Source organism: Thermococcus thermotolerans (assembly GCF_024707485.1).
Taxonomy (GTDB): domain Archaea; phylum Methanobacteriota_B; class Thermococci; order Thermococcales; family Thermococcaceae; genus Thermococcus; species Thermococcus thermotolerans.
The window spans coordinates 37,066-61,301 of the sequence record NZ_CP102602.1; the positions used below are offsets into that span (position 1 = coordinate 37,066).

Genomic DNA, 24,236 nt, shown 5'->3' on the forward strand with positions numbered 1-24,236 from the left:
CAAACACCTCAGATCAACTTCTTCCTGAACACCAGAACGTCCGGCTCTCTGAAGTCGGCCCAGTTCTTAAATCCGAGCTCTTTAAGGGGTTCTATCAAATCTTTCCTCTCCTCGGGGAGCATTATATCAATGCTGTCGTAGCCAATCCTCTTTGCCTCAAAGCTTGTAGCTGGGAGGAGCGACCCAATGGCTTCGATCGAAAGCTTAAAAGGTGAAAACGTAGGGTCGTTCTCGCTCATCGGTGGATACAGAAACTTGAAACCACGGTATTCTCTAATCTCGGCTTTTTCTTTTAACCATTCTCTGCTCTGCCTACAGTTGTGCAGGAACTTCCAGCCATATGGGATATAACGATATTCCATCTCATCGGAGGGTTTTATCTCAGCCCTCTCGGGCGTGTCTTCTGGGACAGGAGGCCTTTGAATATAGTAGAAGCGTGCAACAACCTTAAATCCGTCCCTCTTTGCCATTGCTATGCTCTCGCGGTTGAGGAAGTATGTCGCGAACTCAAGGGCTTCAATCTTCCCCTCGCGGGCGAGCCTCTCGCCCAGTTCAAGCATAAAGCCGTGGAGCTTCCTCCCGTAGCCCCTACCTCTATAATCCGGGTGAACCCTCAGTCCCTCCAGCCAGCCGACCTTTCCCGGGAGAAGCGTCAGCTTCGCCGTGCCGATTACCTTTCCATCAACCTCCAACACGTAGAAGTGGCCGTCTCTAAGCCACTCGTCAAAGACCCTCGCCAGGTAGTCCTCGCCGCCCCAGGTCAGCCTTGCAATCTCCTCGATGGATGGTCTGTCCTCCGGCTTTGCATCTCGGATGAGCGGTTCCATGATATCACCCAAGTTTATTAGCTCCGTCTCAATTTATGGGTTTGGGAATGTCAGGTTAAACATCAGCCCACCGGTCAGATTGAGGATGTCCCTCTTTAGCCCCTGAGCGGTAGCATTGTACGGGGCGAGCTTCTCGATGGTATCCAACGTTCTCAGCTCGTCCTCTTTTTCGCAACCCCCTTCGAATGGCCGGGTAAGTTCAAGCCGTCTTAATACCCCCGTTTTCCCATCGACTTCACCGATGATGAACCAGCATAGGGAGAGGTTTTCGGCCAAGATACACTCCATCTCAGAGTCGAACCAGGTTTCGTTATCAGAAAGCAGTTCAACGGGGTGTCTGCATGTTTTTAGGATTCTGTGGTTGGATATTCCCAAGGAAGTCGTTACGTTTCGGTACAGCCTGTTGTACGCCCGCATAACCTCCATGTCCGCGGTGTTAGCGGAGACCCCAATGACCTCTCCAGTGGTGTGGTTGACCTTGTACCGTATCCATGGAAAGCCCCTCACCGGAGTGCCGTTCGGGTAGTACGCCGTGATTTGGACGTAGACGATGCTCCGCTCGGTTTGCCCATAGGGGTAGTACCACACCCAAAAGACGCCTTCCCTGGGGTCGTAGCTCGCCTCGAAGCTCCACGTGGAGATGCTGTCCACCGTCAGGGAGGCGTTTCCGAGCCTTTCCATTATGTCCGGCCGCGTTTTTTGGAGGTATTCCCTCGCTGCGTAGATGTCCCGCCCGTACTCGCTCCAGAGGATGTGACTGTACTGCTCGTGCTGGTTCTTGAACCCCTCAACGTCTCTTCTCAGCTCTCCAATTTCGAGGCGCATCTGAACCATCTGGACGATTAAGATGAAAATTATGACGAAGGGAATGATTGCTTTGAGGTTGTCATCCATGTCGCATCCCATACTACTAACGTTTCAAGGTTTATAACTTTACCTTTGACTGTGGTGTCATGTCCGAGCTCCCCGTGACTTAAACAGCGTAAACACGAGCAGCACCGACGCCAGAAACGCGGCAGATGCCGCGATGATTGAAGTTCTTAGAACGTCCTCCCCTCTTTCTATCAGCCACGCAAAAGTTAATTGCGACAGCGGAATCACCAGCGTCGCGAGGGCGTCGAAAACCCCTTTCACGGTTCCGAGGCTCTCCAGAGGGATGAACTTCTGCATCAGGCTGTCGAAGGAGACGTTGAGGAGTTCCCTACCAAAGCCCAGCAGAAAGACCGCAGGGAACAGCGCTATCACCGCCGGAACGCCGACGATGAGGAGCGCGATGCTCTGGAGGAGCATTCCCGCAACCAGCGGCCGCTTTAGGCCAGCCCGCCTTCTATGGGCCAAGTAGGTCAGCCCTACCACCGCCACGAGGCTTCCGGCCGTCGTGAGCCCCTGAAGGATGCCGTAGAGAACCTTACCTTTTGCGAGTTCCCTCAGGGAGGCGAAGACGAATATCCTGAAGGAGCCGAGGGCGAAGTTGAAGAGCAGCACCGAGGCGAGGATTCCAACCACGAGCCCCCTGCTGATTTGCAACCGCTGCTCTTCCCTGGTCTCAGCCGTCCCTTCGCGCTTCACCTCGACGTTCAGGTAGGGAAGGAGCGTGAGCGCACCGATTAGAAGAAGAATCGCGTCGAGGAACATTGCCCCGATTCCGAAGCGATACGCTAAGAATCCGGCCAGTGGAAACGCCACCAGGGAGACCCCGTTCCCCACAGTTGCCAGCGCCGCGTTCAGCCCCTGAAGCTCAGACTCGTCAAGGGTCATCGAGGCTACCAACGAGAATCCGTAGTAGCGGTGGAGTATATCCAGCGCAGAGATACCCGAGACTATGAGGTAGAAGGCCCAGACGTTCGAGGAGAACGGGATTATAAGAACTGCAAGGGCTGCCTGGAGAATGAGTGCGAGAAAAGCGAGTCTGACTTTTTTGGTCGTCCTGTCGAGGGTTTTCCCGAGGATTGGAGGAAGGATGACCCATGGTAGGTGAGTGAAGAGCGCAAAACCCCCGATGCTCACCAGCGAGCCGGTTGTATCCAGCAGACTCCAGGGTAGGGCGACGCTCTCGATTGCATCCCCGATGATTCTAAAGGATGATGTGAGCATATGCAGGCGGTAGAGGGTTCGCTTCACGGAGTGATGTTGAAGAGAGGGTTTAAAAAAATTATGAATCAAAATTCATGCGGTGTTCAAAATGGAAAAGTGGGACTTTGATGGTTGGGCCGAGAGCTACGATGAGGACGTAACAAAGGAGGACTGGATACACAGGGACTACTGGAAGGTTCTCAAACTTGTTGCGGAGAGGGTCACAGGCCTTGTTGTAGACATCGGGTGCGGTACAGGTAGCATACTGCGCTTTCTCAGGTCGGAAAACTACGTCGGCGTTGAGCCCTCAGAGGGGATGAGAAAGAAGTTTCAGGAGAAGCACGGCTTTGAGCCGCTGGATGGCCATTTCCTAAGCGTGCCCATTCCCCCGGAGAGTGCTGACACCGTAATAACGACCTACGCCTTCCACCACGTGCCGGATGAGGAAAAGGAGGACGCGATAAAGGAGATGCTCCGCATTCTGAAACCTAGCGGGAGAATCGTCATCGCCGATGTGATGTTTGAGTCAGAGGAGGAAAAGATGAGAATCGGGGAGGAGGACGGTCTAAAGGAGGAGATAGAGGGCGAGTACTTCGCCACCGTTGACATGCTGCGGAAAATCTGCACAAAACTGGGGCTGGAATGCCGGTTTGAGCGGGTGAATCGCTACATCTGGATTGTCGATGTGCTCACCTCTGACCGGAAAGACTAAATGATTGACCACTCTATGGGGGATCATGCCCGATGAAGACCTCGCCAGGGAAGTCCAGGAGCTCAAGAAGGCACTTGAGGAGCTCAGGGAGAGCTTCGCCGTCGTTTCCCAGATGGCGCAGGCCTATCTGAGGCTCATCAACATATACGCCCAGTACGGCGGGCTCAGTGTGGACCTAGTTGTCCCTGAGCTCAGAGGCGACCCAATAGCGCGCGAAATCGTCCGGATTCTCTTCGACCTGAAGAGGGCCAACGTGAGTCAAATAGCAAGAGAGCTGAAGGGAAGGCGCGGAAAGGCCTCGCGGAACACTGTTAGGGCGAAGCTGGCCGAGTTAAAAAACCTCGGCATCGTTGTCGAGGTTCCTGGTGAGAGAGGAAGGGTCTATGCCCTCTCCCGCGAAGTGGTCAAAAAGTGGCTTGAAATGATCGGAATGCCGATTAGGTTTGACCAGACTAACGATTATTGAGGTGGTTGATATGGTGGATGAGAAGGTAGGAACCCCGAAGAAGCTGGAGGAGCTCCTCGACGAGCTGGTCGAGGGGATAAGGAACGCAAAGACCGAGGAGGAGGTCGAGCTCCTCAAGAAGAAGGCCGAGATTGTGGAAGACCTTATACAGACCTACGAGGGTGACAAAGACCTCGAAAAGATACCGGCCATCATGGACAAGGTCGGCGACATGATCGAGGACATCCTTCAGCCGCTCAAGGAGCTCCTCAATGAACTCTACAGTCCGGAGAGGGTCCAGGCGATGGGCAGAAGCGTGGCCGAGTTCTACAAGAACCTGGCCGAGGCTGGAATGGACAGGGATGCGGCCCTTGAGCTGACGAAGGAGTACATGGAGGCAATAAACCCGGGCAAGAAGCTTATGGAGATACTTGCCAACTTTGGAAAAGGAGGTTTCGGCAGCATAAATATTCCCGGCACTCCACTGGGGCCAGGAGGGAATGAACGAAAGGAGGAGTGAGCTTGGGGCTCTTTCACTATTTTTCTTCGACTGCCCATGATAGCGTTCAGGATGGCTGGTCTGGTCAGGGTGGCCAACCGGGCGAAGCGCTGTTTTAGGGGGGCACTTCTCCGCGAAGGTCTTCCGGCAGGGGTCGTGGAGGAGCTGGTTAGAGAGTTCGACCCTTCTGCCCCTCTAAAGGACACCTTTAGTTTCCGGCGGCGTTGAGCTTATTTCCCCCACATGAACCCTGCGGCGCTTTTGACGCTGGACTCTTCTCCGTAGATGAGGATCAGGACATCCATGTCCCCGTACCTTTAGACCTCGATGTACACGGCCCTTTCAGAGCTCCCGAAGAGGTCTTTTGCCAAGAGATGCCTCATTCCGTCGTGGGACGGAAGCTCAGCATAGTCACTCTCGACCCATCCGTTGTCGAGAAGAGCTTTCTTGAGCCTCAAATAAACCTCGTGACCGAGCCTGTCCGGGTAGAACAGCACCACGGCCTTTACGTTGCCCCAGGTGTTTACTTCGCCCTCAAGGGCGTAAACGTATCCCTCGAACCTCAGACCAGCTTGAACCGTCCAGTTCTCTGGTTTCACCTTCCCCTTAAGCTCACCGAAGGAGAGCAACGTTTCGGGGCTCGCGCCGCCCGTGCCTACCACGTGCCAGAAGAGGTTATTGGTCGAATATCTGGACTTCTTGAGGGCGATAGCGATGTAATGGTCGTAGCGGTACTGGGCGTAGAGGAGGATGGTATCCTCACCTTTGACAAAGCTCCGGTAGTAGGGGTCGCTCCCGTCATCCGTCCTTTCCCAGCCGTTCGCGAGGAGCTTTTTGGTGAGCTCGTCCCTCGCTTCGAAGTATGCGCTGACGTTCGGATAAACAAGGAACATGAACTCTACATCGCCGGTTCTGCCAGTGTACCAGTCGGCCGCGGAAACTTCAGGAATGTCAACGAAGTCCGCAGTGATGTTGAAGTTCTTCCTGAGGTCGTCGAGAACCATTCGTATCACAGTACTCGGCTTGGGATAGCGCTCGCCAAGGGGTCTGAAAGTGAGGGCCGGCAGCTCCGGCGCCCGCTTCTGGCTCAGGACTGGAGTGGGCGATAGGTACGGCTCCAGGCTCCAGAAGCCGCTCACGATTTTCCGAACCTCGCTCCCGTTTCCCACGAGGATTGTGAGCCTCTCAAGGCTGGCTTGCCTCGCCAGCTCGATGTAGGCTGAGACGCCGTCCCCCTCAAGGAAGTCACTCGCCACGAGGTAGCCGGCCGGATTCCGGGTGTGGGTGTTGATGAACTCTCTCTCAACCCAGCCGTTTTTGAGAAATGCCTTCTTGAGCTGGAGGTAAACCTCCCTGCCCTCGTAGGGCCGGTAAACAAGGAAGACTACACTCACGTTGGTTCCCTCAACGGTTCCCTCCAGGGCGTCCAGGTAGCCGGAGAACCTCAAACCCCTATCCTCGCTCCAGTTGTCCTCGGCCACTTTGACCGGCAGGAAGAGACCCAGAACCTTGCCCGGTCCCGGTCCGATCATGATGAAGCTCCACGCGAACTCCGAGAGAAGCTTTGCTCTCTCTTCTGAGTCCCCTCCATCGGCCTTCGCCACGAGGAGGACGTAGAAGTAGGGTTCGTATGTGTAGAATACGGTGTGGGTCTCGTTTCCCCTCTCCCAGAAGTTTCCGTCACCCTGTCTGAAGCCGTTCTCCGTCAGGAGTTCCACCACATCGTTCATGGCCTTCGCAACCGCCGTCGAGTTGGGGTAGGCAAAGAGGCCGAACTCAATGCCGGCCGCCGTTCCGGTAAAGCTCGCGAGGCTTTCCGGGGGCATGAGTATGTCCGCGAAACTTTCGGTGACGTTGTATTTCTCAGAAATTCTGGAGACCACCTCGCTGATGGGGTTCTCGGGAGGGTATGAGAGCCAATCCAACCGCTTTGGCTTGAACGTTCCCATGGGAAACGCGGCTTTTGCCTTTTCTTGCTGGGACGTGTTTTCGGAGACATGCTCGTCCACGCCTCCGTGGGTTGTCTCAATCACCGGGCTTTCTGGTTTCTCTACCTGCGGGCTGTTGATGCATCCTCCTGACGTCGTGATCAGAATTATGAGGATGAATGAAACAATAATTTCGACGCGCCTCATGGGAACCCCGGAGATTTTTGGACTTTGGATTATAAATACTTTTCTCCCGCAAGTTGTTCTCAATCACCTCCCACCACTGTCCCTTCTGAACCGTTCGTAGATCAGCTCGTCGAGGTATTGCCCGTCACTCCATACGTGCTCTCTCAACCTGCCGGCGAGAGTGAAGCCGTTCTTCTCAAGAATTCGGATTGATGGCGCGTTGTCCTCGTGCACCTTGGCCCAGACCTTGCGGAGGTTGAGGTGAACAAAGGCATATTCGCAGAGGAGTCTTACAATTTCGGTTCCATAGCCCTTTTCCCGTTCTTCCGGCGAGAGATAGTAGAGTATCTCCCCCCACCTTGCCTGCCAGTTAATCCAGTTGAATCCGGCTATGCCCACGAGCTTTCCGCTCTCGTTTTCTATCACCGCGAAAGTTGGAGTTTTCTCCTTGTTCTTCTTCAAATCTTCGTAGAACTCCTCCTCTTCCTCCGGCAGGGTGAAGTGGGCCGAGTTGAAGAGGTGCTGAACGGTGCTCCTCTCGTTGAACCACTCCCAGCTTTTGGGGAGGTCTTCCTTGAGGAGTATTGCCAGCGAAACCTTCTCGCCCTTCATGATTATGGGGTGCATTTCCATCACCACCGAAGACTAAATCTTCTCCCCAGCCATAACGATTCTATCTTCCTTTTCCACCGTCCCGAGCGCGAGTTTTTCCGTTAAAACTTCAACGACACCATTCTTCCACAGCTCCCTCTTCCACAGAATTTTCCCGTCCCTGCCAATCTTCAGAACAGCCGCGTTTCCATCGAGCTCTCCACCAACGAGGACTCCGTCGTAGAATGAGATGAGGGATGTGGCCGTTCCCTTCTCAAGCTTGACCTCCCATCCCGGCCCCTTAATCCAGAGGTTCTTTCCCTTGTAGCCCGCTAGGATAAACTCACCATCCCAGAGGCCTGCGGTAAAGGCTATTCCCTCCGCGAGCCCCTCCACGCCAAGGAGTTCTCCTTCCCTTGTAAAGGTGAATTCCCTCACAGTCCAGCGGTCTTTTTTAACGCTCCCTATTAGCCTAACGCCTTCTTTTCCTAAAAGGAGCGTCGATATTACGGTATCCTCCCACGGGCCGACTATCTTCAGCCAGAGGAGCCTTCCGTCGAGGGTCATCTCACCCAAAAAGAGACCCTTCTTTCCCGGCCTTCCAGTCTCGCCAGCGATGAAAAGGCCTTCTCCAGCCGACAGGATTGAATAAACCGCCTCGTTGCCCCAGATTTTGAGCCTCCTCTCCCAGAGGATGTTCAAGCCTTCGTCGAACCTCGCAACGTAGGCTTTCCAGCCCTCGCCTCCTTCAGGGGTTGCTTTTCCCTCGACGGCCCCACCAATGAGGTAGCCGTCGCCAAGCTTGGTCGCACTGTGGCCCTCCCAGTCATTTTTGCCGGCCAAAAAGTGAGTCTCGACTATCTCATCCCCTTTGAGTTTGGCCAGCATAATCCTGTAGCTCTTCCCGTCGTGAACGCTTCCAACGACGAGGTCACCGGCCATAGCCACAGGAACAGTCTCGGTGCCAAAGGAGTAAATCCTCATGGGCTCACCCCTCTGGATGGCTTATTATCAAATCCCACTCCTCAAACTCAACTTGGAATCCATTCTTCTCCAGGACATACCGCAGGATCCATGGAGACCATATGTAGAATTTATCCCTCGAAAAGACTCCCTTCTCAAAATCTATCAGCAACCTGTCAAGGTAACCCTCGTACACGTTCACATCTATGTTTATTCTCACCAATCCCTCCGCCTCAAGTCCCGGCTGGTTAAAGCCCCGGATGAGCGTCCAGAGGAAGTCGCTTTCTTGGATCACAATGTAACCTTGAGGTTTTAGAACTCGTCTGACTTCCTGCAAAATCTTATCAAAATCCCAAATACTGAAATGGGCTAGGGGGTAGCCAAGCAATGCAATGAGGTCAAAAGTGTTTTCTTTGAATTCTAGATTTTTGGCATCCATAACATAGAATTCTGCCTTTGAGCCTCGTTTTTTCGCTAATTCTTTGGCTCGTTCAACGGCTTTTTCTTGAATGTCTATTCCAGTGACTTTAAAGCCGATCTCCTCCAATGCAAAACTGCTCAGTCCAGCGTTGCAGCCGATGTCCAAGGCCTTGCCCTCTTGAATGGGCAGGTGTTTTGACAGTAGCTCTGTAAGTTCTCTGAACCTCTCTTGACCTCTCTCACTCTCGATGTCGTATTCGTCTCGTGTTTTTTCATAGAGGGGTGCGTCAGTATATCCAAGGTTTTTGAACATACCATCCCCCCATCTTTTTTGCAATCCTCTCAACGAACCTCTCAAGCCTCGCCCCGACTTCTGGATGCTCTATGGGCTCCCCCTTGAGAGAACTTCCGCTGTACTCGTTCGACGACAGTAGAATGGCCTCCGGCCAGCTTTCACCGCCGGCTAGTCCGTACAGCACCTCGTGGAGCGCCATGTCTCCGCCGGAGCTGAGGTTTCCGACGACTATAAAGCTCAGCTTTCTTGTGAAGGCATCCCACTCCTCATAGCTCTTGAAAATGGCCTGTCCCCTCTCTGAGAAGGCCCTGTAGAGGCCGGAGGCGTGGCCGCCGTAGGTCGGGACGGCGAATATCAAAAGGTCTGCGTTCATGCTTTTCATGTAAAGTCTGGGCACATCATCGGCGATTGGGCACTTACCAGAAAAGCATTCATAGCTGCAGTGGCTGCAGGGCGTTATTTTAAGGTCATAGGCCTCGATCAGCTTGGTCTCGAAGCCCCGCTCCTCGAACTTCTGAAGGCAGAATTCGAGGATTCGGGCGCAGTTACCGCTCTTCCTAGCGCTGAACGCAACTCCAAGGGCTCTCATCGTATCCCTCAAACTTACAATGCATAAGAGTTTTAAAGATTTATCTATGAAGTTTAATTCGTATGTCTATCCGTGCGCACAGCGGACGGAAGTGTAGCGGGAGGTGATATTGTGTTCCTTTTTGAGCTATACTATCATGAGGCTCTTAGAACCTTCTACAACGCCGGCGGGAGCGAGAATGAGTTCTACTGGTTGGTGAGCAGCATTTTGGTCAGGTACCCATTCTACAAAGAGGAATTGGAATTGCGAAGGCGGCTCATGGAACTCGTAGCGGAAGAAACTCAGGGGAGCGTTCTTGATGTTGGTTGCGGTGTTGGGATTCTAACTTTCAGAATCGCCCTTAAGGACGATGTTGAACGGGTTGTGGGGATCGATAGGAATTCCGAAGTTGTGAAGTTCTGCAACCGATTGAGGGCTAGAATCACAGAGAAGGCGCACTTCATCTGTGCGGATTTTCTCGAGTTCGACTTTAGTGAATGCTTTGATGTGGTGGTTTTCTCCTATATGCTCCATGATTATAAGCTGGAGCCTTTCCTCGCAAAAGCGGTGGAGATTCTGGAGTCGGGCGGGAGGATAGTCATTGGTGATTTTGACATAAATAGCCTGAGACGGAAGCTACTCAAGTATGCAGGCCAGAAAGGATTAGAAGTTATAAAAAACGAAACCGTTGGGGAGGCCGTATCGCACGGAAAGTCCAGCGATGCCTTTCTGCTTGTACTGGAGATATAACCGTGGTCTTCATCCTGTAGGCATTCCCGTCTCCATCGGGCTGCTGATTATCTCCTCGTACTCGTCCTGCGGCAGAACCTGGGGTTCGTAGGTCACGCCGTACTGCCTCGCGAGCACACCGGTGAATGCCCTCAGGTGGTTCCTGCTGCCCATCATGAGGTTCTCGAAGACGTACTCGATGTCCTGGTTGTCGGTCTTTTCCAGCCAGTCCTGCAGGTCTTTAATGTCAACCTCCTCTATGAGGGCACCCACCGCGAGTGCCGCCTCCTCGCTCTTCATCCCCTCCTCTATAAGCTGGTCGTACAGCGCCTGAAGCTCGGGGTTCTCAAACTCGCCGATGTCCTTGTCGGCGGCCGGATCGGTCAGGTTGTATTTCTCTATGAGCGCCAGCACCATGTCCATGTGCGTCTGCTCGCTTCTCGCTATGTTGCTGAACACAGGGATTCCCCACTGGTCGTAGAGGGTGAGGTAAACGTCCCTTGCGAGCTTCTCCTCCTCACGCATGTAGAGGATGGCCTGTATCTCGTCCACGCTGAGGTCTTCCGCGGGAAGAGATGCGATGTAATCGGTGCTGTACACATCAACCGCACCGCCCGCGGTCACGTTTGACGGGGGGCTGTGTGGGGCCGCTTCGGCGCCGTAGGTCGAGCTGGCCGCGGTCTCGGTGGTTGTGGCGGAGTCACCCGTTATACACCCCGCACTGAACACCCCCAGCAGGACGACCCCCATGAGGAGCAGTCCAAAGGTTTTCTTTCCCAACATTTTCATCACCTTCTCCCATATGTAATTCTAATCTTACATATGTGACAAAGCTTTATAAGTCTTTCGGGTTACAGAAGTGGGCAACAGACTTATATCCTCAAAGGTGAAAATCCCTCATATGAGCAACCGTCTGAAGGCCACACTCCTGTTAATCCTGCTTGCAAATATTCTGAAGAAATCCCCGGTGTACCTCCTGCTGTACTTCCTGGCGTTTGCACTTCTCTCCTGGAAAGAGTGGAAGAGCCTCCCCACCCTGATGGGTCTGGCCGTTTTCATAGGGTTTTTCGCTGAGCTCGCTGGAACGCACCTCTGCCTCCCCTTCGGTTGCTACGAATACGTGAACCTTCAGCCACAGCTCTTCGGAGTTGCCCTCTTCGTCCCGCTGGCCTGGGGGATATTCGGCTCCGTTGCGTACCTTACGGCGAGCTTCCTGTTTTCCAGAAAGGTTACAAGGCTGCTTTTCGGGGCCCTCCTGATGGTGATATTCGACCTCTCCATAGACCCCATAATGACCTCATGGGAGGCGTGGGTGTGGATAAGGACGACTTCTGTTAACTGGTTTGGAATCCCCTGGACAAACTACATCGGCTGGTTCCTCGTTTCACTCACCATATTCTACCTCTACGAGCGGCTTTCAGACCCTTCAATATGCTCGTGCCTCGGGAGGTTCGGGCCAGCTATCTACCTCCTCGAAGTTTCTACCTTCGCCCTGTACGCTCCGGCGAGTGTGAGAACGCCCACGCTAATTGCGCTGGCACTGTCGTTCCTTTTGCTCGTTCCACTGACGGTAAGGAGGCTGAAAAATGAAGGTGGCCCTAATCCCGATGCGCGTTGAGGCTGGAAACTTCGAAGCAAACTGGAGAGAGTTCCAGCGGCGGTTTAACGAGGCATTAACGCACGAACCCGACTTAATTGCCTTCCCGGAATACTGCCTGACGGGTTTTGAGGAGTGGGACTTCAGCGGGGCGGAGCTTTACGGTGAGATAGTGGAAAGGGTGAGCGGGCTTGCCAGGGAGGCTGGTGTTTACGTAGTATTCGGCCTTTTGGAGCCCTACAAGAACTGTGTCTATAACTCCGCCCTGCTGATCGGCCGGAACGGTGAGGTTCTGCTGAAGCACCGCAAGTTCCAGGAGCCGATGAAGTTCTGCACCGGCAACACAGTAAGGACTGCAAGAACCGAGTTCGGAAAGGCGGCGATAATCATCTGCGGCGACCTCTACAACAAGAGGATAGCGAAGTGGGTGCGGAAAAAGAGACCGGACTTCATCTTCGTGCCGATGGAGTATTCTCCGGACTACGGCGAGCCGAACGAGGAGGACGTTGGGGCGATGGCCGAAAGGGTCAGGCTCTTCGGTGCTAAAACCTTCGTCGTAAACAGCTATCCCCCGGGCGGGGCCTGGATCTTCGATGGGAATGGAACCCCACTTGCAGAAAGCAGGGGGGATAAAATATTGGTATGGGAAGAAAAGCTGGGTTAAGGCTTGCCGCCCATTCCACTTCCAGTCTCCATTGGGCTGTTGATTATCTCCTCGAATTCGTCCTTTGGAAGAATCTGCGACTCGTATGTAACTCCCCTGTTTTCCAGCTGGCCCACGAAGGCCCTCAGGTGGTTCCTTGAACCCATCATAAGGTTCTCATAGACGGTTATGATGTCTATCTTGTTGGTCTGGGCCAGCCACCCCTGTAGGTCTCTTATGTCAGTCTCCTCGATGATCGCGCCCACCTTGAGCGCATCGACCTCGCTCTTCATTCCCATCTCTATCAGCTGGTCGTAGAGGGCCTGGATCTCCTTGTTCTGGAACTCTCCTATGCCGGCATTGGCGGTCGGGTCGGTTAGATTGTACTTCTCAAGAAGCATCCTTACAGACTCGACGTGGGTTGTCTCGCTCTTGGCGATATTGGCGAATATCTGGAGCCCCCACTTCTCGTAGAGCTTGGTGTAAACGTCGTGGGCGAGCTTCTCCTCCTCAACCATGAAGAGCAGCCCCTCCTTCTCTGCATCCGTTAGAGGTTCTGCCGGCAGGGAGTTTATGTATGACTGGAGGTCGTTGGTGTTCACGTTGCCGTTTGAGTCCGCCATGAGCGGAACGGTGTTCGTTGGCATCGGACTTTCGGTGGAGGTCGTTGAGGTCTCGCTCGTTCCGATGCATCCGGAGGCGAGAACTCCGGATACGATGATAACCACAACAAGGAGGGCATAAATCCTCCTCATACCCATCCCTCCCCTGTTTGCTGTCTATCTGATAATTTTACCAGGGGTTAATAAATACTTTTTGGTTCAATGGGCCATTTAAAACGGGTGCATTGTCAAAAGGTTTATCTAACCTGCCCCAGAACGCGAACCGGTGGTAGCATGTGGCACCCGGCCAAATTCGTCGACGATAACGTTGCATTCTCGCGGATGCCGGCGAGGAGTGAAATAGAAGGGGTTGCCGAAACCTTCGATGCGGTGGTTGTGCTCGTTGAGGAGTTTGAACTCCCCTACAGCCTGGGTGAATGGCAGAGACGGGGCGTTGAGGTTCTCCACAGTCCCGTTCGGGATTTCTCGGCTCCCACTCTGAACCAGCTCCTCGAAATCCTCCGCTGGGTTGAGGAGAGAGTTGTTAAGGGTAAAAAGATCCTGATCCACTGCATGGGAGGCCTCGGGAGGAGCGGGACGGTTGCCGTTGCCTGGGTGATGTACTCCAAGGAGCTTTCCTTGAGGGATGCCCTGAGAAGGGTTCGCATGTTAAGGCCCGGTGCGGTTGAAGTGGAGGAGCAGATGGGGGTTTTAAAAGAGCTGGAAAGGTTCCTCAGAAGCCGTTGAAGCTCACCACCTCTTCGAGCTTTCTCCTCTCATACTTCGGCTTCGGGTCTGCGGGATAGCCAACGGGCAGAATCGTCTGGAGCTTGTAGCTCGGGGGAGCGTTGAGGAGTTCTTCGATGGGTTTGGGGTTCGGAGGGGTGTATGTGACGGTTCCAAGGCCGAGCTCTTCGAGCGCAAGGAGAAGGTATCCAACCGCTATCCACGTTGACTGGAGCCAGTAGGGGGCTTTGGTGTGGCCGAAGACGGGTATCAGATAGGGCGCCTCGCTGAGGAAGGGCTTCTCGGGCTTAAAGCCCTCCGCCTTCAGCCACGCCATCAGGTCACCCTTCGTTCTGGAGTAGAACTTTTCCTCCTCACTCTCGCAGAGCTCCCTTATCTTCCCCTTCAGCCAGTCGTCGTCTATGATTATGAACTTCCAGGGCTGGGCGTTCATGCCGCTCGGAGCTTCCTTTGCCGCCTTGATGGCCTTCATCAGGTCTTCCTTTGAGGGTTTATCCGGGAGAAACCCCCTCACGGTCTTCCTCCTCTTCGCCAGCTCAAGAACACGCATGGCACCACCGGTTTCTTTTGGAAGGGAATGGATAAAAACGTTTAGACATAGAACACCATGCCGTCGTAAGCTACCAGGACTCTGTTCCCCCACTTCTTCCTCACGTACTCGGTCAGTTCAAGGAAGGGCAGGTTTTTATGGGAGATGTGGCTGAGGACGGTTCTCTCAGCAAGCTTAAGCCCTATCTCCGCCGCCTCATCGACGTTGTTGTGGTAGGGGTCGTCCGTTCCCGGTGGATAGGTCGCGTCAACTATCGCCAACCTGAGGGGTGAGTTCCTCCTCAGGAAGTCCTCCGTTGATTCCGGCAGACCCTTGGTGTCGTAGATGAGTGCCACCCTCTTGCCGTCCTCCTCTATGAGGTATCCGAGGGTCTCAACCTGATGGTTGAGCTTGAAGGCGGTGATTTTGAGCGTGTCAAGTTCAACGGTGTCTCCGGGCTTTATCGTTTTTGGTTGCAGGTTCTTGGGCTCGCGCAGGATCAGGGCATCGGCGTGTCCCTCCGGCGCGTAGAGCGGCGTTTCCTTTGCCATCCATCTGAGCTTGTAGAGGCCGTAGATGTGGTCGTGGTGCCAGTGGGTGAGGAAAATCACCTCAAGCGGGACGTTAAGGAAGTCCCTTATGTCGGTGCCCACGTCGAACAGCACCGCCTTTCGGTTTTCGGTGATTATGGCCACGGTTGAGGGCAGCCTCTGGGCGAAGCCAAGCTTTCTTGCCTCGCTGCATGTCGGGCAGGTACAGAGGTGCGCCGGGATTCCTTCGCTACCGCCGGTGCCGATGAAGTAGACTATCAAATTCACCACCTATTTCATGGCTGTGAAATAGTCCCCTTATAAGGATTGCCGCCAACTCCTGAACATGAGGTTCATAGCTGATATGATGCTCGGCCGGCTGGCGAGGTGGCTCAGGCTGTACGGGTACGACACACTCTACGGCGTTGAGGACGACGATGAGATACTCAGGGTCGCTCTGGCTGAGAACCGGGCTCTCCTCACCCGGGATTCCAGCCTTGCTGGGAGGGCAAGGAGGCTTGGCCTGAAGGTGATCCTGCTGGACTCAAACTCCCTTGAAGGTCAGATTGGGGAGCTTAAGAGGCACGGCCTTGAGTTCAGGGAGCTGTTTCCCCCCAATGCCCGCTGTCCAAAATGTAACGGTCTCATCCGGCCGGTCTCCAAGGGTGAGGTTAGGGGCAAGGTTCCCGAGAGCGTCTATCAAAAATATGACGAGTTCTACGTCTGTGAAACCTGCGGTCAGATTTACTGGCCGGGGAGACAGTGGAGGGAAATGCTGAGGATAGACGAAAGGCTGAGAAGGGTTTAAAAGGTATCCATCAATCATTGGCTGGTGTTGGGATGGAGTGGGAGGAGTGGAAGCCGTTCTATATGAGGATCGTCCGTGAGATGGGTTACTCCGTTGAGGAAGACCGAAGGGCAGCCGAACTGTTGAGGGCACTCCTCCTTGAGGGGGACGACTACATCCTGAGGGACGAGCTGGCCGCGGTCGTGGAAAAGAGGGCCTACGTTTTCGGCTGCGGTCCGAGTCTGGAAAGGGCACTGGAGGGGCACGACTTCTCCGATGGGACGCTGATAGCGGCCGATGGGGCTACATCAGCACTCCTTGATGCTGGCCTTCTTCCGGACATAATAGTCACCGACCTCGACGGCAGGGTTCCGGACTTAAAGCTGGCCAACGACAGGGGGGCCTTTATGGTAATCCACGCCCACGGGGACAACGTGGAGAAAATGGCCGTTTACGTACCGATGTTTTCGAGGATCCTCGGAACCTGCCAGACGGAGCCTCTGGACATAGTTTACAACTTCGGAGGCTTTACCGACGGCGACAGGGCGGCTTTTCTGGCCGAGGAACTGGGGGCGAGTGAGATAATTCTGGTTGGGTTTGACTTTGGCGAGACCGTGGGCAGGTGGAGCAAGCCTGGCTTGAGAGAGCACTCCCCCGTCTGGGAAAGCAAGAGGAAAAAGTTTGAGTTTGCGAGGGAACTGCTGCAGTGGCTGGAGAAAAATGGAAGGGCGAGGATAGAGTACCTCACACCAGGTCCCTGAGCTTCTTGACCTTTCCCGCCTTTATCTCGACGTAGCCAGCCCTCTTGAGGAAGCGCAGGACTTCCTCGACGGCCTTTGGGGAGTAGTTTACCACGAGGGTTCCCTTTTCTGTGGGTATCGATATCGGCGCCACCCTTACGAAGCCTTTGACCAGCTCCTCCTCCGGAACCTTGTCACTGCCAAGGGCCTTGAGTATTTCCCCCGCCAGTATCGAGCGGCCTATCAGTGCAAAGTAAACCCTCAGCAGGTAGTCCTCCGGGAAGTAGCGCGATGCTATCTTTCCGAGGGCGTTGATTTTACCTATGTCCAGCTCCAGTATCTCGAACTCGTACTCCATGGCGAGGTCAGTGAAGGCGAACTGCTTTGCAACTCTCTCCGCGCTTTCAGGACTGTGGACGAGGTTGAAGGGGAACTTGAACTCAAAATGGAGCTTTGTAACGTCGACCCCTTCCTTCAGCCTGATGACCCCGTCGCTGTACTCTATTGCACCGTTCCTCGTTAGCTGGTCGAGGAGCTCTGCAACCCACGGGCCCTCCTGGATCAGGGTCTCGAATCTCTCCCCAACTTTGATGTGTTCCAGAATGTGGTTAAGGCTCTCCCTGAAAGAGAGGAACCCCTCCTTGAGGGCCTCCCTGTCAGCGCCCTCAATAACATCGATCTGCGCGCTTATCTCCTCAAGCGTTCCCTCAAGCAGGTAGCCAACAAAGGCCTCGTAGCCGAGTCTCTCATGAAGCTCGAACTTGATACCCTCCTTCCTCAGGTCTTCGAGAAACGACTTTCTTACCGCTTCGTTCTTTGTTACGAGCCTCATCTTATCACCGAACCGGAAACGGTTAAAAGCCTTATAGGTTTTTGGTCTCTGGGGGTGAGGTCATATGGGGGAGAAGCAGTACCTGCTCGACAGAACCCTTGAGATCTGGAAGGGGAAGAGGGTAGCTCTGGCGGTTAGCAACGAGCACTCCTTTACTGGAATCCTTGAAGACTTCGATGAGGAGGTCATACTCATCCGTGACGTCTCCGACATAGCCGGAAACAAGGCAAAGGCGCTGATAGTCAAGATAGAGGACATGAACTGGATAATGCTCCTGTGAGGGATTGGTATGAAGGCGGTTGCCTTTGTGGGCTTCAAAAAGAGCGGAAAAACGACGGCCGTCGAATCAGTGGCCAAAGTACTGAAGGAGAAAGGTTACCGTGTTGCCGTAGCGAAGAGCATGCACGCCGATTTTGACCGGGAAGGGAGCGACACCTGGAGGTTCTCGCGGATCGCAGATACCGTTGTGGTTCGCGCCCATGACACCGACGCGGTGCTCTTCAGGGCCAAGGACATCAACGCGCTATTCTCGATGGTTTCAGCTGATTTCCTCCTGATGGAGGGATTCAAATCAATCCAGCACGTGCCGAAGGTTATATGCGCCAAAGACGAGGCGGAAGTGGGGGAGCTCAACGATGGACTGGCCGTAGCGGTGAGCGGGATCATAGCTTCCACCGGCGTTGAGGAGATGGACGGCCTTCCCGTGATAGATGCCACCAGAGAGCCAGAAAAGCTCGCCGATATCGTGGAGAGGAGGGCTTTCATGCTCCCCAACATAGACTGCGGCCTCTGCGGCTTTAAGTGTGCCGAGATGGCGAGGATGATAGTCAATGGTGAGAAAACCCTGAAGGACTGCGTCGTCCTCAGCCAGAAACCGAAAGTAACCGTCAAGATAGACGGCCAAGTCCTGCCGATGAAGGACTGGGTGCAGGAGCTGGTTGAGAAGACGATAAGGGGCATGCTGTCGAGCATGAAGGGCTACCGCGAGGGGAAGAGGATAGAGATAGTGATTAGAACTGAATAGTATTCCAGAAAGAACTTGGTGTGAGTTCTACTATCTCTTTAGCCACTCCAAAGTCCGTGTCAAAAGTGGCAACCTTCTTTGCCCCATATTCGAGTGCCGTGGCTATTATCCTTGCATCGTGGGGCAGGAGTTTGTAGAACTTCATTAGAACCAAAATCTTCGCCCAGTCACGAGAATCTGGAACGATCATGATGTCAAATCTATCGAGAACCGCAAGTGCCCGCTTTCCAGTTTCATAGACAAATTCTAGGAGCTCATCGTTTTTTGCGATCCTCTTTTTGAGACTGAGAGTGGAGTTTATGCCGAAGTTCCTTCTGACCTCGCGCTTGATGGCAATGAAGAGGAACTCATCAACCACGGTGTCTGAGGTTACTTTGGGCTCCTTTGAAGTCAGTATATCTTCGGCGAAGTCAGCAAACTCTCCGTTGGTGGTGTAGTGGTAGAGAACACTCGTATCAATGTATATCACTGCTCGTTCACCTCTGCCCTGAGAATTCTGAACTCTTCGTTTGTTCCACCCTCCCCGAACATACCCCTCCTCACTGTCTTGGAGAGCTCTCTTATCTCTCTCCGCACTTCCTCGGCCTCAAGCAACTCCCGAATCGTCCTGATATCAAGTTCTCCCATGAGTCTTTTTATCGTGAGGTCCTCCATGTTCTCACCCGCTTATTCAGTATTGGTTGCAATGCTTAAAACGTTTAGTGACCTTAGCCTATCGGATTCCACAATCCCTTGACAAAGGGGTTGTCCCTGAGAACTGAAAATGTTTATTCCTTCCCTGTGATCTCAACTTCCAACTCGCGGATTTCTTCATTTTTCAGCACGTACGCCCCGTAGTTTCCTCTCTCGTCAACTATCAGCCAGGCGACCGACCAGAGCCTCATGCCCTTTAAATCCCTCCCGCTCGGAACGGGTGGGCACTTCAGGTGGGAGTGGAATATCCCAACCACCTCAAGGCCCCGTTCCTCGGCCTCGTCGATGACGTTCACCATCTCGACCGGCTCCATCTCAAAAGCGGTTGGAGAATTCAGCCTGTTGGGAACGAATCGAACTTCTTCGACGATGAAGTTTTCACCCTTCCGCCTTCCGAAGAGGAAGCCGCACACCTCGACGGTGCTCCTTTCTGCCATTTTGATAATTGCCTTTAAATCATCCTGTCGGATTATCAGTCTCATGGTTAAAACTCCCCCGTTAGACTTATAAAGCTTGGAGATGTGACAACGCTCTGCCGGTGATACGATGAAATGGGCCCTCACCCTCCACGGCGGGGAAAACCACGGCGAAACAATGGTCTTTGAGGCCGAAACGGCCGACGAGGCAAGGAGGCTCGCGCTCCAGGAGCTTAGACGGAAGGAAGCGAGGGTCTTCGAGCTCGAAAAGATTGATTGATTCTCTCTGTCCTTCTTCCCACCCTCTCGCGGGGGCGTATTTCATTGTCCTTCTGTGGATATTATGACGTTGGTGTGCATGGATGTACTTTTTGGGTTGTGAATTCTTGTCCATTCGTGGACATTAAAATACAATAATACTTATAAAGCTCCCCCAATGTTTCATCACTGCTGGTGATATATGGGGGTGGTACCGTGCTGGTTAGGATCGTGTACTACTTCGACCACACGCTCCCGGAGGAGCGTATCGTGGTGACCAACGACGTGAGAAAGGCCGAGGAGATAGCCAGAGAGGAGATGAAAAAGCTCGGGGCCAGGGAGTACGAGGTTGAGTGGGTGGCCTGAACCTCACCCGTGCCCTACGGCCTGCTCAAGTCCATAGATTATCAGGACGAGGCCGAGCCACGTCGCCACGAAGTAGGCAGTTATCGCGACGAAGTGGAGCGGTATGGCAACCAGGAGCATGAGTCCGCCGGTCTTCAGCATCTCCGCCCCGGTATCGTCGGACATCCTAGATAGGGCGCGGTAGAGGAAGTAGAGGCTCAGGAACTGCAGGACCAGGAAGACTACATGAACGGTGCTCACCACCGCGGGGCTGGTCTCCACCGGGGTTATTCCGAGTGTTCTGCTCCACCCGGAGATTCCGAGGACTATTTTCGCCCCGTAGAGGGGGAGTGAGGCGATGAACACGATGAGCGACCTTTTGATGGCCTCCCTGTACTCCGGGAGCTCCCCCATGAGGAGCCAGAGCCCCACGATGGCCAGCGGGTAGATGTACATCATCAGAACCAGCGTGAGTGCGAAAAGAACCTCAAGCCTTCTAACGTTCATGGAACCACCGTAGAAGAATCGGTCTCAAAAGTTAAAAGGTTGAGGGGTTAAGCCCCTCGCCCTGCGCGAACGCTGGGTCTTGTGGTCAACCCCTTGCCTGCTTGAACTGCTCCTGTATCTTCCTGTAGTACTCCATGGTCTCCTCGCTAACGCTGGGGCCTATCTTCTTCATGGCCTCCTCGAAGTCCTTCATCGTCACCTTGACCCTCTGTCTTATCTCGTCGGCCTTCATGCCGGGCCTTATGATACCCTCCTGGAGCGCTCTCCTCATGGCCAGCATAGCGGCCTCTCTCACTACCGCCTCGATGTCCGCACCGGTGTAGCCTTCGGTTCTCTTGGCAAGCTCTTCGAGGCTGACATCCTCTGCCAGCGGAACCTTCCTGGTGTGGACCTTGAATATCTCCAGTCTGGCCTTCTCGTCCGGCGCTGGGACAAGTATGAGCCTGTCAAACCTTCCTGGCCTGAGGAGCGCCGGGTCTATTATGTCAGGCCTGTTGGTCGCTCCTATAACCACAACGCCGCTGTTCTCCTGGATTCCGTCCATCTCGGTGAGTAGCTGGTTGATGAGCCTGTCGGTGACGCGGTTGACATCGGTTCCCCTGCGCGGAGCGATGGCATCAATCTCATCTATGAATATCACCGTCGGAGCCGCCTGCCTCGCCTTTCTGAATATCTCCCTGATGTTCTTCTCGCTTTCTCCAACCCACTTGCTGAGCACCTCCGGGCCTTTGATGGCAATGAAGTTCGCCTCGCTCTCGTTGGCAACGGCCTTCGCCAATAGCGTCTTGCCCGTTCCAGGCGGACCATAGAGGAGTATCCCCTTTGGCGGGGTGATTCCGAGTCCCATGAATGCCTCGGGGTACTTGAGCGGCCACTCGACGGCCTCTTTGAGCTCCTCCTTGACCTCCTCCAGTCCGCCTATGTCGTCCCAGCGGATGTTCGGAACCTCAAGGAGCACCTCTCTCAGAGCCGACGGCTCGACCATCTTGAGGGCCTCGTAGAAGTCCTTCCTGGTGACCCTGAGCTCCTCAAGGACCTCCTTGGGTATGTGCTCAGCCTCAAAGTCTATCTTGCCCTCCTTAATGAGCCTCCTCAGAGCGGCCATTGCTGCCTCTCTCGCGAGAGCGGCTAAGTCCGCACCGACGAAGCCGTGGGTGACCTCAGCCAGCTCTTCCAGCAGGGCATCGATAAGCCTGGCCTTGACCTCGTCGTAGAGCTTCTCGTCTACCTCCTTGAGTATCTCCGGAATCTCTTCGTCCCTCGCGTTTTTGACCTTCATCAGGGCCCTCTCGGCGCTCTCGCGGTAGGCGTCGTTTCTCTCCAGCTCCTCCAGTATCTCGATGACCCTGCCCTTTCTGAACTCGGGCTCGATGGGCATTCCCCTGGTGTGTATCTGGAGTATCTCCTTCCTGCCGGTCTTGTCGGGAACCCCAACCTCAAGCTCGCGGTCGAACCTTCCGGGCCTCCTCAGTGCCGGGTCTATGGCGTCCGGCCTGTTGGTGGCGGCGATAACTATGACCTTTCCGCGGCTCTTGAGACCGTCCATGAGCGTGAGCAGCTGGCTGACGACACGTTTTTCGACCTCGCCGTGGGTCTCTTCCCTCTTGGGCGCTATCGCGTCGATCTCGTCTATGAAGATTATCGCAGGCGCGTTCTCTTCGGCCTCCTTGAAGACCTCCCTAAGGCGCTCCTCGCTCTCGCCGTAGTACTTGCTCATTATCTCCGGCCCGTTGATGGCTATGAAGTGCGCGTTGGCCTCGTTCGCTACCGCCTTTGCAAGGAGGGTCTTACCGGTTCCCGGCGGACCGTAGAGGAGCACGCCCTTTGGAGGCTCGATGCCGAGCTTCTCGAATATCTCCGGGTGCTTGAGCGGGAGCTCTATCATCTCCCTGACCTTCTGGATGACGTCCTTGAGGCCGCCGATGTCCTCGTAGGTTACGCCGAGTGCCGCCGTCTTGGATACCTCCTTAACGGGTTTCTCGCTGACCTGGAACTCGGTGAACTCGGTTATCTGGACTATCCCCGCTGGAGTCGTCGCGGTGACCACGAAGGTCAGCTCCTGGCCGAGTATGCCGACCTTGATGTAGTCGCCCCTGACGACTGGCCTGCCGACGAGCCTGCTGTGGAACCACTCAACGAAGTCGTGGCCGAAGCGTATGGGCTCGGTTGGTGCAACGATGACCTTTTTTGCCTCCTTGACCTCGGCCTTCCTCACGGTAACCTCGTCGCCGAGGCCGACGCCGGCGTTCTTCCTTATGGTTCCGTCCATTCTGATGATGCTCAGTCCCTCGTCCTCCGGATAGGCCGGCCAGACGACGGCGGCGGTGTTCTTGGTTCCGATTATCTCGATGATGTCACCGCTCTGGACACCGATCTCGCGCATGGCTTTGCGGTCTATCCTAACTATTCCCCTGCCAACGTCACGCTGATAGGCAGAGGCAACCTTGAGCTTGACCTCCCTCTTTTCGGCCATTTTTCACCACCTCCACACTTTTCATGACCGATGATCGTGAGATTTAATGTTTTTATTTTACTTGGGGGTTGTAGGGGGCAGAGCCCCCTCAGGTATTAAATTAAAGCGGGGTCGTGGGGCGAAGCCCCACATCGGGGGTTTGATGGTAGAGGAAGATAAGGGGGTGTCCCCCTTGTCTTCCCTTACAACGAAAGGGTCACTCGATCTTAACCTCGAAGCCCTCACCCTCGCCCTTGCTCGGCTTCTTCTTGGGTATCTCTATCTCAAGGACACCGTTGTTGTAGCGTGCCTTGGTCTTCTCTGGAATGACCTCTTCTGGCAGTCTGATGACCCTTCTGTAGCCGCTGTAGTAGCGCTCAATCCTTATTGCTCCCTCAGTCTCAAGCTCCTTCTCGCGCCTCACCTGGGCTTCGAGGTAGACGGTGTCTTCGGTAACGCGGAGCTTGATGTCCTCCTTTCTGACGCCGGGGAGCTCGACGGTTATGACGAACCTGTCACCGCGGTCGAATATGTCCACGAAGGGCTCGCGCCAGGTCTCGCTGACGAACTCGTAGCGCTCTGGCTCGGCCTTCCAGAGCCTCGGGCCGCGCATGATGTCCCTGAAGATGGCGTCGATCTCCTCCTGAATCTCCCTCATCAGGTCGAAGGGGTCCCAGTAGCGGTCCCTCCTCCAGACCACGCTCTCACCCCCTCAACCTTTTGGTTACCAGTAGTAACTAAAAGCTCAAGGTTTATAAAGTTTTTCGTCTTTTAATGTGCATCGGTGACTAAAATCTGAAAAGAACGGGAAAAGATCAAAGGTTGCTCAGCATGCGGACGAGCGGGTAGTAGACGTCATCAAAACTCTCGTTTCCTCTGAGGGGATAAACGAACCTGACCTCCTTTCCGTCCACCCTGACTTCCATCTCTCTGGGCTCATTTACCAAGGTGAGCTCCGTAACTTCGAGCATATCACTGACTATCCGACCCCTCCCGAGAAGAGAACCCCTGATGATGCCTTTATTCAATATATCCTCAAGCCTGGGCCTTAACCCGGTAACCCACTTTGGGCGAAATCTTCGTCTGGTTACAGCCTCCATGGATCCACCCCCAGAGGTAATGAGGGAAGAAGGGACGGGGCGCTTGGCTACCACCCCCTTTTGGCTTATTGGCACGATCGGCCTATTTTTCAGGGCGGATTCGAGGCACTGCCGCGTGCTGCTATCCCCACCAACCGGGGACTTCACTGGACCTCTACGACTTTGAAAAATATTAGCTTTTCGGCCAATTTTTTGGAA

General features: G+C 54.3%; 33 protein-coding genes. 13 read left to right on the forward strand and 20 right to left on the reverse strand.

Annotated elements, in window-relative coordinates; genetic code table 11:
* Positions 1–8: 8 nt before the first annotated feature.
* From NUS69_RS00255 to NUS69_RS00265, 3 genes are read right to left on the reverse strand one after another with little or no spacing between them, the layout of a single operon-like run.
* Positions 9–827: a GNAT family N-acetyltransferase gene (locus NUS69_RS00255; RefSeq protein WP_148881920.1), complete on the reverse strand. Its 819-nt coding sequence runs from the start codon at positions 825–827 to the stop codon at positions 9–11.
* Positions 828–860: 33 nt separating this feature from the next.
* Positions 861–1,721, reverse strand: a complete 861-nt coding sequence (locus NUS69_RS00260; protein ID WP_258083914.1) for a hypothetical protein — start codon at positions 1,719–1,721, stop codon at positions 861–863.
* Positions 1,722–1,778: 57 nt separating this feature from the next.
* Positions 1,779–2,948: an MFS transporter gene (locus NUS69_RS00265; RefSeq protein ID WP_168194700.1), complete on the reverse strand. Its 1,170-nt coding sequence runs from the start codon at positions 2,946–2,948 to the stop codon at positions 1,779–1,781.
* Between the two features lie 61 nt (positions 2,949–3,009).
* Here NUS69_RS00265 and NUS69_RS00270 point away from each other — a divergent pair, with 61 nt between their 5' ends.
* Genes NUS69_RS00270 through NUS69_RS00280 form a run of 3 tightly spaced genes read left to right on the forward strand, consistent with a single transcriptional unit; the run spans position 3,010 to position 4,577 of the window.
* Positions 3,010–3,612 carry a class I SAM-dependent methyltransferase gene (locus tag NUS69_RS00270; RefSeq protein WP_258084840.1) on the forward strand — a complete coding sequence of 201 codons (603 nt, stop codon included), beginning with the start codon at positions 3,010–3,012 and terminating at the stop codon, positions 3,610–3,612.
* 25 nt (positions 3,613–3,637) lie between these two features.
* Entirely contained in the window at positions 3,638–4,078 is a 441-nt protein-coding gene (locus NUS69_RS00275; protein ID WP_258083915.1) for a winged helix-turn-helix domain-containing protein, read from the forward strand.
* Positions 4,079–4,088: 10 nt separating this feature from the next.
* Entirely contained in the window at positions 4,089–4,577 is a 489-nt protein-coding gene (locus NUS69_RS00280; RefSeq protein ID WP_258083916.1) for a hypothetical protein, read from the forward strand.
* A 296-nt stretch (positions 4,578–4,873) separates the two neighbouring features.
* Here the strand turns inward: NUS69_RS00280 and NUS69_RS00285 are convergent, their stop codons facing one another.
* From NUS69_RS00285 to NUS69_RS00305, 5 genes are all read right to left on the reverse strand, one after another.
* The gene (locus tag NUS69_RS00285; protein WP_258083917.1) at positions 4,874–6,691 is read right to left on the reverse strand and encodes a hypothetical protein; all 1,818 of its coding nucleotides are present in this window, start codon (positions 6,689–6,691) and stop codon (positions 4,874–4,876) included.
* A 63-nt stretch (positions 6,692–6,754) separates the two neighbouring features.
* The gene (locus tag NUS69_RS00290) at positions 6,755–7,303 is read right to left on the reverse strand and encodes a GNAT family N-acetyltransferase (protein WP_258083918.1); all 549 of its coding nucleotides are present in this window, start codon (positions 7,301–7,303) and stop codon (positions 6,755–6,757) included.
* A 12-nt stretch (positions 7,304–7,315) separates the two neighbouring features.
* Entirely contained in the window at positions 7,316–8,245 is a 930-nt protein-coding gene (locus NUS69_RS00295) for a hypothetical protein (protein ID WP_258083919.1), read from the reverse strand.
* Between the two features lie 4 nt (positions 8,246–8,249).
* Complete coding sequence (locus tag NUS69_RS00300) at positions 8,250–8,957, reverse strand: class I SAM-dependent methyltransferase (RefSeq protein ID WP_258083920.1); 708 nt, start codon at positions 8,955–8,957, stop codon at positions 8,250–8,252.
* Entirely contained in the window at positions 8,932–9,528 is a 597-nt protein-coding gene (locus NUS69_RS00305) for a flavodoxin family protein (protein ID WP_258083921.1), read from the reverse strand. Before NUS69_RS00305 ends, NUS69_RS00300 begins: the two co-directional genes overlap by 26 nt.
* Before the next feature lie 111 nt (positions 9,529–9,639).
* On the opposite strand from NUS69_RS00305, the gene NUS69_RS00310 reads away from it, so the two are divergent.
* Entirely contained in the window at positions 9,640–10,257 is a 618-nt protein-coding gene (locus tag NUS69_RS00310) for a class I SAM-dependent methyltransferase (protein WP_258083922.1), read from the forward strand.
* A 9-nt stretch (positions 10,258–10,266) separates the two neighbouring features.
* On the opposite strand, the gene NUS69_RS00315 is transcribed toward NUS69_RS00310, so the two are convergent.
* A complete protein-coding gene (locus tag NUS69_RS00315; RefSeq protein WP_258084841.1) occupies positions 10,267–11,019 on the reverse strand; it encodes a DUF2202 domain-containing protein in 753 nt (250 codons plus the stop codon).
* 118 nt (positions 11,020–11,137) lie between these two features.
* Here NUS69_RS00315 and NUS69_RS00320 point away from each other — a divergent pair, with 118 nt between their 5' ends.
* Together NUS69_RS00320 and NUS69_RS00325 are read left to right on the forward strand one after the other, a co-directional pair.
* Positions 11,138–11,854 carry a carotenoid biosynthesis protein gene (locus NUS69_RS00320; protein WP_258083923.1) on the forward strand — a complete coding sequence of 239 codons (717 nt, stop codon included), beginning with the start codon at positions 11,138–11,140 and terminating at the stop codon, positions 11,852–11,854.
* Positions 11,823–12,497 carry a carbon-nitrogen hydrolase family protein gene (locus NUS69_RS00325; protein ID WP_258083924.1) on the forward strand — a complete coding sequence of 225 codons (675 nt, stop codon included), beginning with the start codon at positions 11,823–11,825 and terminating at the stop codon, positions 12,495–12,497. Before NUS69_RS00320 ends, NUS69_RS00325 begins: the two co-directional genes overlap by 32 nt.
* Here the strand turns inward: NUS69_RS00325 and NUS69_RS00330 are convergent.
* Positions 12,494–13,231, reverse strand: a complete 738-nt coding sequence (locus NUS69_RS00330) for a DUF2202 domain-containing protein (protein ID WP_258083925.1) — start codon at positions 13,229–13,231, stop codon at positions 12,494–12,496. The genes NUS69_RS00325 and NUS69_RS00330 overlap by 4 nt on opposite strands.
* 141 nt (positions 13,232–13,372) lie before the next feature.
* Here NUS69_RS00330 and NUS69_RS00335 point away from each other — a divergent pair, with 141 nt between their 5' ends.
* On the forward strand, positions 13,373–13,825 hold the full coding sequence (locus NUS69_RS00335; protein ID WP_258083926.1) for a protein-tyrosine phosphatase family protein: 453 nt from the start codon (positions 13,373–13,375) through the stop codon (positions 13,823–13,825).
* On the opposite strand, the gene NUS69_RS00340 is transcribed toward NUS69_RS00335, so the two are convergent.
* Both NUS69_RS00340 and NUS69_RS00345 read right to left on the reverse strand, forming a co-directional pair.
* Complete coding sequence (locus tag NUS69_RS00340; protein WP_258083927.1) at positions 13,812–14,375, reverse strand: nitroreductase family protein; 564 nt, start codon at positions 14,373–14,375, stop codon at positions 13,812–13,814. The genes NUS69_RS00335 and NUS69_RS00340 overlap by 14 nt on opposite strands.
* Positions 14,376–14,416: 41 nt before the next feature.
* Positions 14,417–15,166 (reverse strand): MBL fold metallo-hydrolase, encoded by a 750-nt coding sequence (locus tag NUS69_RS00345; protein ID WP_258084842.1) that lies wholly within the window; start codon positions 15,164–15,166, stop codon positions 14,417–14,419.
* 64 nt (positions 15,167–15,230) lie between these two features.
* Between NUS69_RS00345 and NUS69_RS00350 the strand changes: the two genes are divergently transcribed.
* Positions 15,231–15,692 carry a Mut7-C RNAse domain-containing protein gene (locus tag NUS69_RS00350; protein WP_258083928.1) on the forward strand — a complete coding sequence of 154 codons (462 nt, stop codon included), beginning with the start codon at positions 15,231–15,233 and terminating at the stop codon, positions 15,690–15,692.
* Positions 15,693–15,724: 32 nt separating this feature from the next.
* Complete coding sequence (locus NUS69_RS00355) at positions 15,725–16,432, forward strand: 6-hydroxymethylpterin diphosphokinase MptE-like protein (RefSeq protein ID WP_258083929.1); 708 nt, start codon at positions 15,725–15,727, stop codon at positions 16,430–16,432.
* Here NUS69_RS00355 and NUS69_RS00360 read toward each other — a convergent pair.
* Positions 16,416–17,243, reverse strand: coding sequence for a hypothetical protein (locus NUS69_RS00360; protein WP_258083930.1), 828 nt, complete (start codon positions 17,241–17,243; stop codon positions 16,416–16,418). The two genes, NUS69_RS00355 and NUS69_RS00360, sit on opposite strands and share 17 nt — an antisense overlap.
* 64 nt (positions 17,244–17,307) lie before the next feature.
* Between NUS69_RS00360 and NUS69_RS00365 the strand changes: the two genes are divergently transcribed.
* Together NUS69_RS00365 and mobB are read left to right on the forward strand one after the other, a co-directional pair.
* Positions 17,308–17,523: an LSm family protein gene (locus NUS69_RS00365; protein ID WP_258083931.1), complete on the forward strand. Its 216-nt coding sequence runs from the start codon at positions 17,308–17,310 to the stop codon at positions 17,521–17,523.
* Between the two features lie 9 nt (positions 17,524–17,532).
* Positions 17,533–18,267, forward strand: coding sequence for a molybdopterin-guanine dinucleotide biosynthesis protein B (gene mobB, locus NUS69_RS00370; RefSeq protein WP_258083932.1), 735 nt, complete (start codon positions 17,533–17,535; stop codon positions 18,265–18,267).
* Here the strand turns inward: mobB and NUS69_RS00375 are convergent.
* The 3 genes from NUS69_RS00375 to NUS69_RS00385 all read right to left on the reverse strand — a co-directional run bounded on the left by NUS69_RS00375 (position 18,254) and on the right by NUS69_RS00385 (position 19,442).
* Positions 18,254–18,736 carry a PIN domain-containing protein gene (locus NUS69_RS00375; protein WP_258083933.1) on the reverse strand — a complete coding sequence of 161 codons (483 nt, stop codon included), beginning with the start codon at positions 18,734–18,736 and terminating at the stop codon, positions 18,254–18,256. The two genes, mobB and NUS69_RS00375, sit on opposite strands and share 14 nt — an antisense overlap.
* Positions 18,733–18,921 carry a hypothetical protein gene (locus NUS69_RS00380; protein ID WP_258083934.1) on the reverse strand — a complete coding sequence of 63 codons (189 nt, stop codon included), beginning with the start codon at positions 18,919–18,921 and terminating at the stop codon, positions 18,733–18,735. The genes NUS69_RS00375 and NUS69_RS00380 overlap by 4 nt, the downstream gene beginning before the upstream one ends.
* Positions 18,922–19,034: 113 nt before the next feature.
* A complete protein-coding gene (locus tag NUS69_RS00385; protein WP_258083935.1) occupies positions 19,035–19,442 on the reverse strand; it encodes a M67 family metallopeptidase in 408 nt (135 codons plus the stop codon).
* A gap of 64 nt (positions 19,443–19,506) precedes the next feature.
* Here NUS69_RS00385 and NUS69_RS00390 point away from each other — a divergent pair, with 64 nt between their 5' ends.
* Both NUS69_RS00390 and NUS69_RS00395 read left to right on the forward strand, forming a co-directional pair.
* The gene (locus tag NUS69_RS00390) at positions 19,507–19,656 is read left to right on the forward strand and encodes a hypothetical protein (protein WP_258083936.1); all 150 of its coding nucleotides are present in this window, start codon (positions 19,507–19,509) and stop codon (positions 19,654–19,656) included.
* 194 nt (positions 19,657–19,850) lie between these two features.
* The gene (locus NUS69_RS00395) at positions 19,851–20,000 is read left to right on the forward strand and encodes a hypothetical protein (protein WP_162840161.1); all 150 of its coding nucleotides are present in this window, start codon (positions 19,851–19,853) and stop codon (positions 19,998–20,000) included.
* Between the two features lie 3 nt (positions 20,001–20,003).
* Here NUS69_RS00395 and NUS69_RS00400 read toward each other — a convergent pair whose 3' ends face one another.
* The 4 genes from NUS69_RS00400 to NUS69_RS00415 all read right to left on the reverse strand — a co-directional run bounded on the left by NUS69_RS00400 (position 20,004) and on the right by NUS69_RS00415 (position 24,038).
* The gene (locus NUS69_RS00400; RefSeq protein ID WP_258083937.1) at positions 20,004–20,486 is read right to left on the reverse strand and encodes a transposase; all 483 of its coding nucleotides are present in this window, start codon (positions 20,484–20,486) and stop codon (positions 20,004–20,006) included.
* 85 nt (positions 20,487–20,571) lie between these two features.
* A complete protein-coding gene (locus NUS69_RS00405; RefSeq protein ID WP_258083938.1) occupies positions 20,572–22,959 on the reverse strand; it encodes a CDC48 family AAA ATPase in 2,388 nt (795 codons plus the stop codon).
* Positions 22,960–23,155: 196 nt separating this feature from the next.
* On the reverse strand, positions 23,156–23,638 hold the full coding sequence (locus NUS69_RS00410) for an Hsp20/alpha crystallin family protein (protein WP_258083939.1): 483 nt from the start codon (positions 23,636–23,638) through the stop codon (positions 23,156–23,158).
* Between the two features lie 115 nt (positions 23,639–23,753).
* On the reverse strand, positions 23,754–24,038 hold the full coding sequence (locus NUS69_RS00415) for a hypothetical protein (protein WP_258083940.1): 285 nt from the start codon (positions 24,036–24,038) through the stop codon (positions 23,754–23,756).
* Between the last annotated feature and the right edge of the window lie 198 nt (positions 24,039–24,236).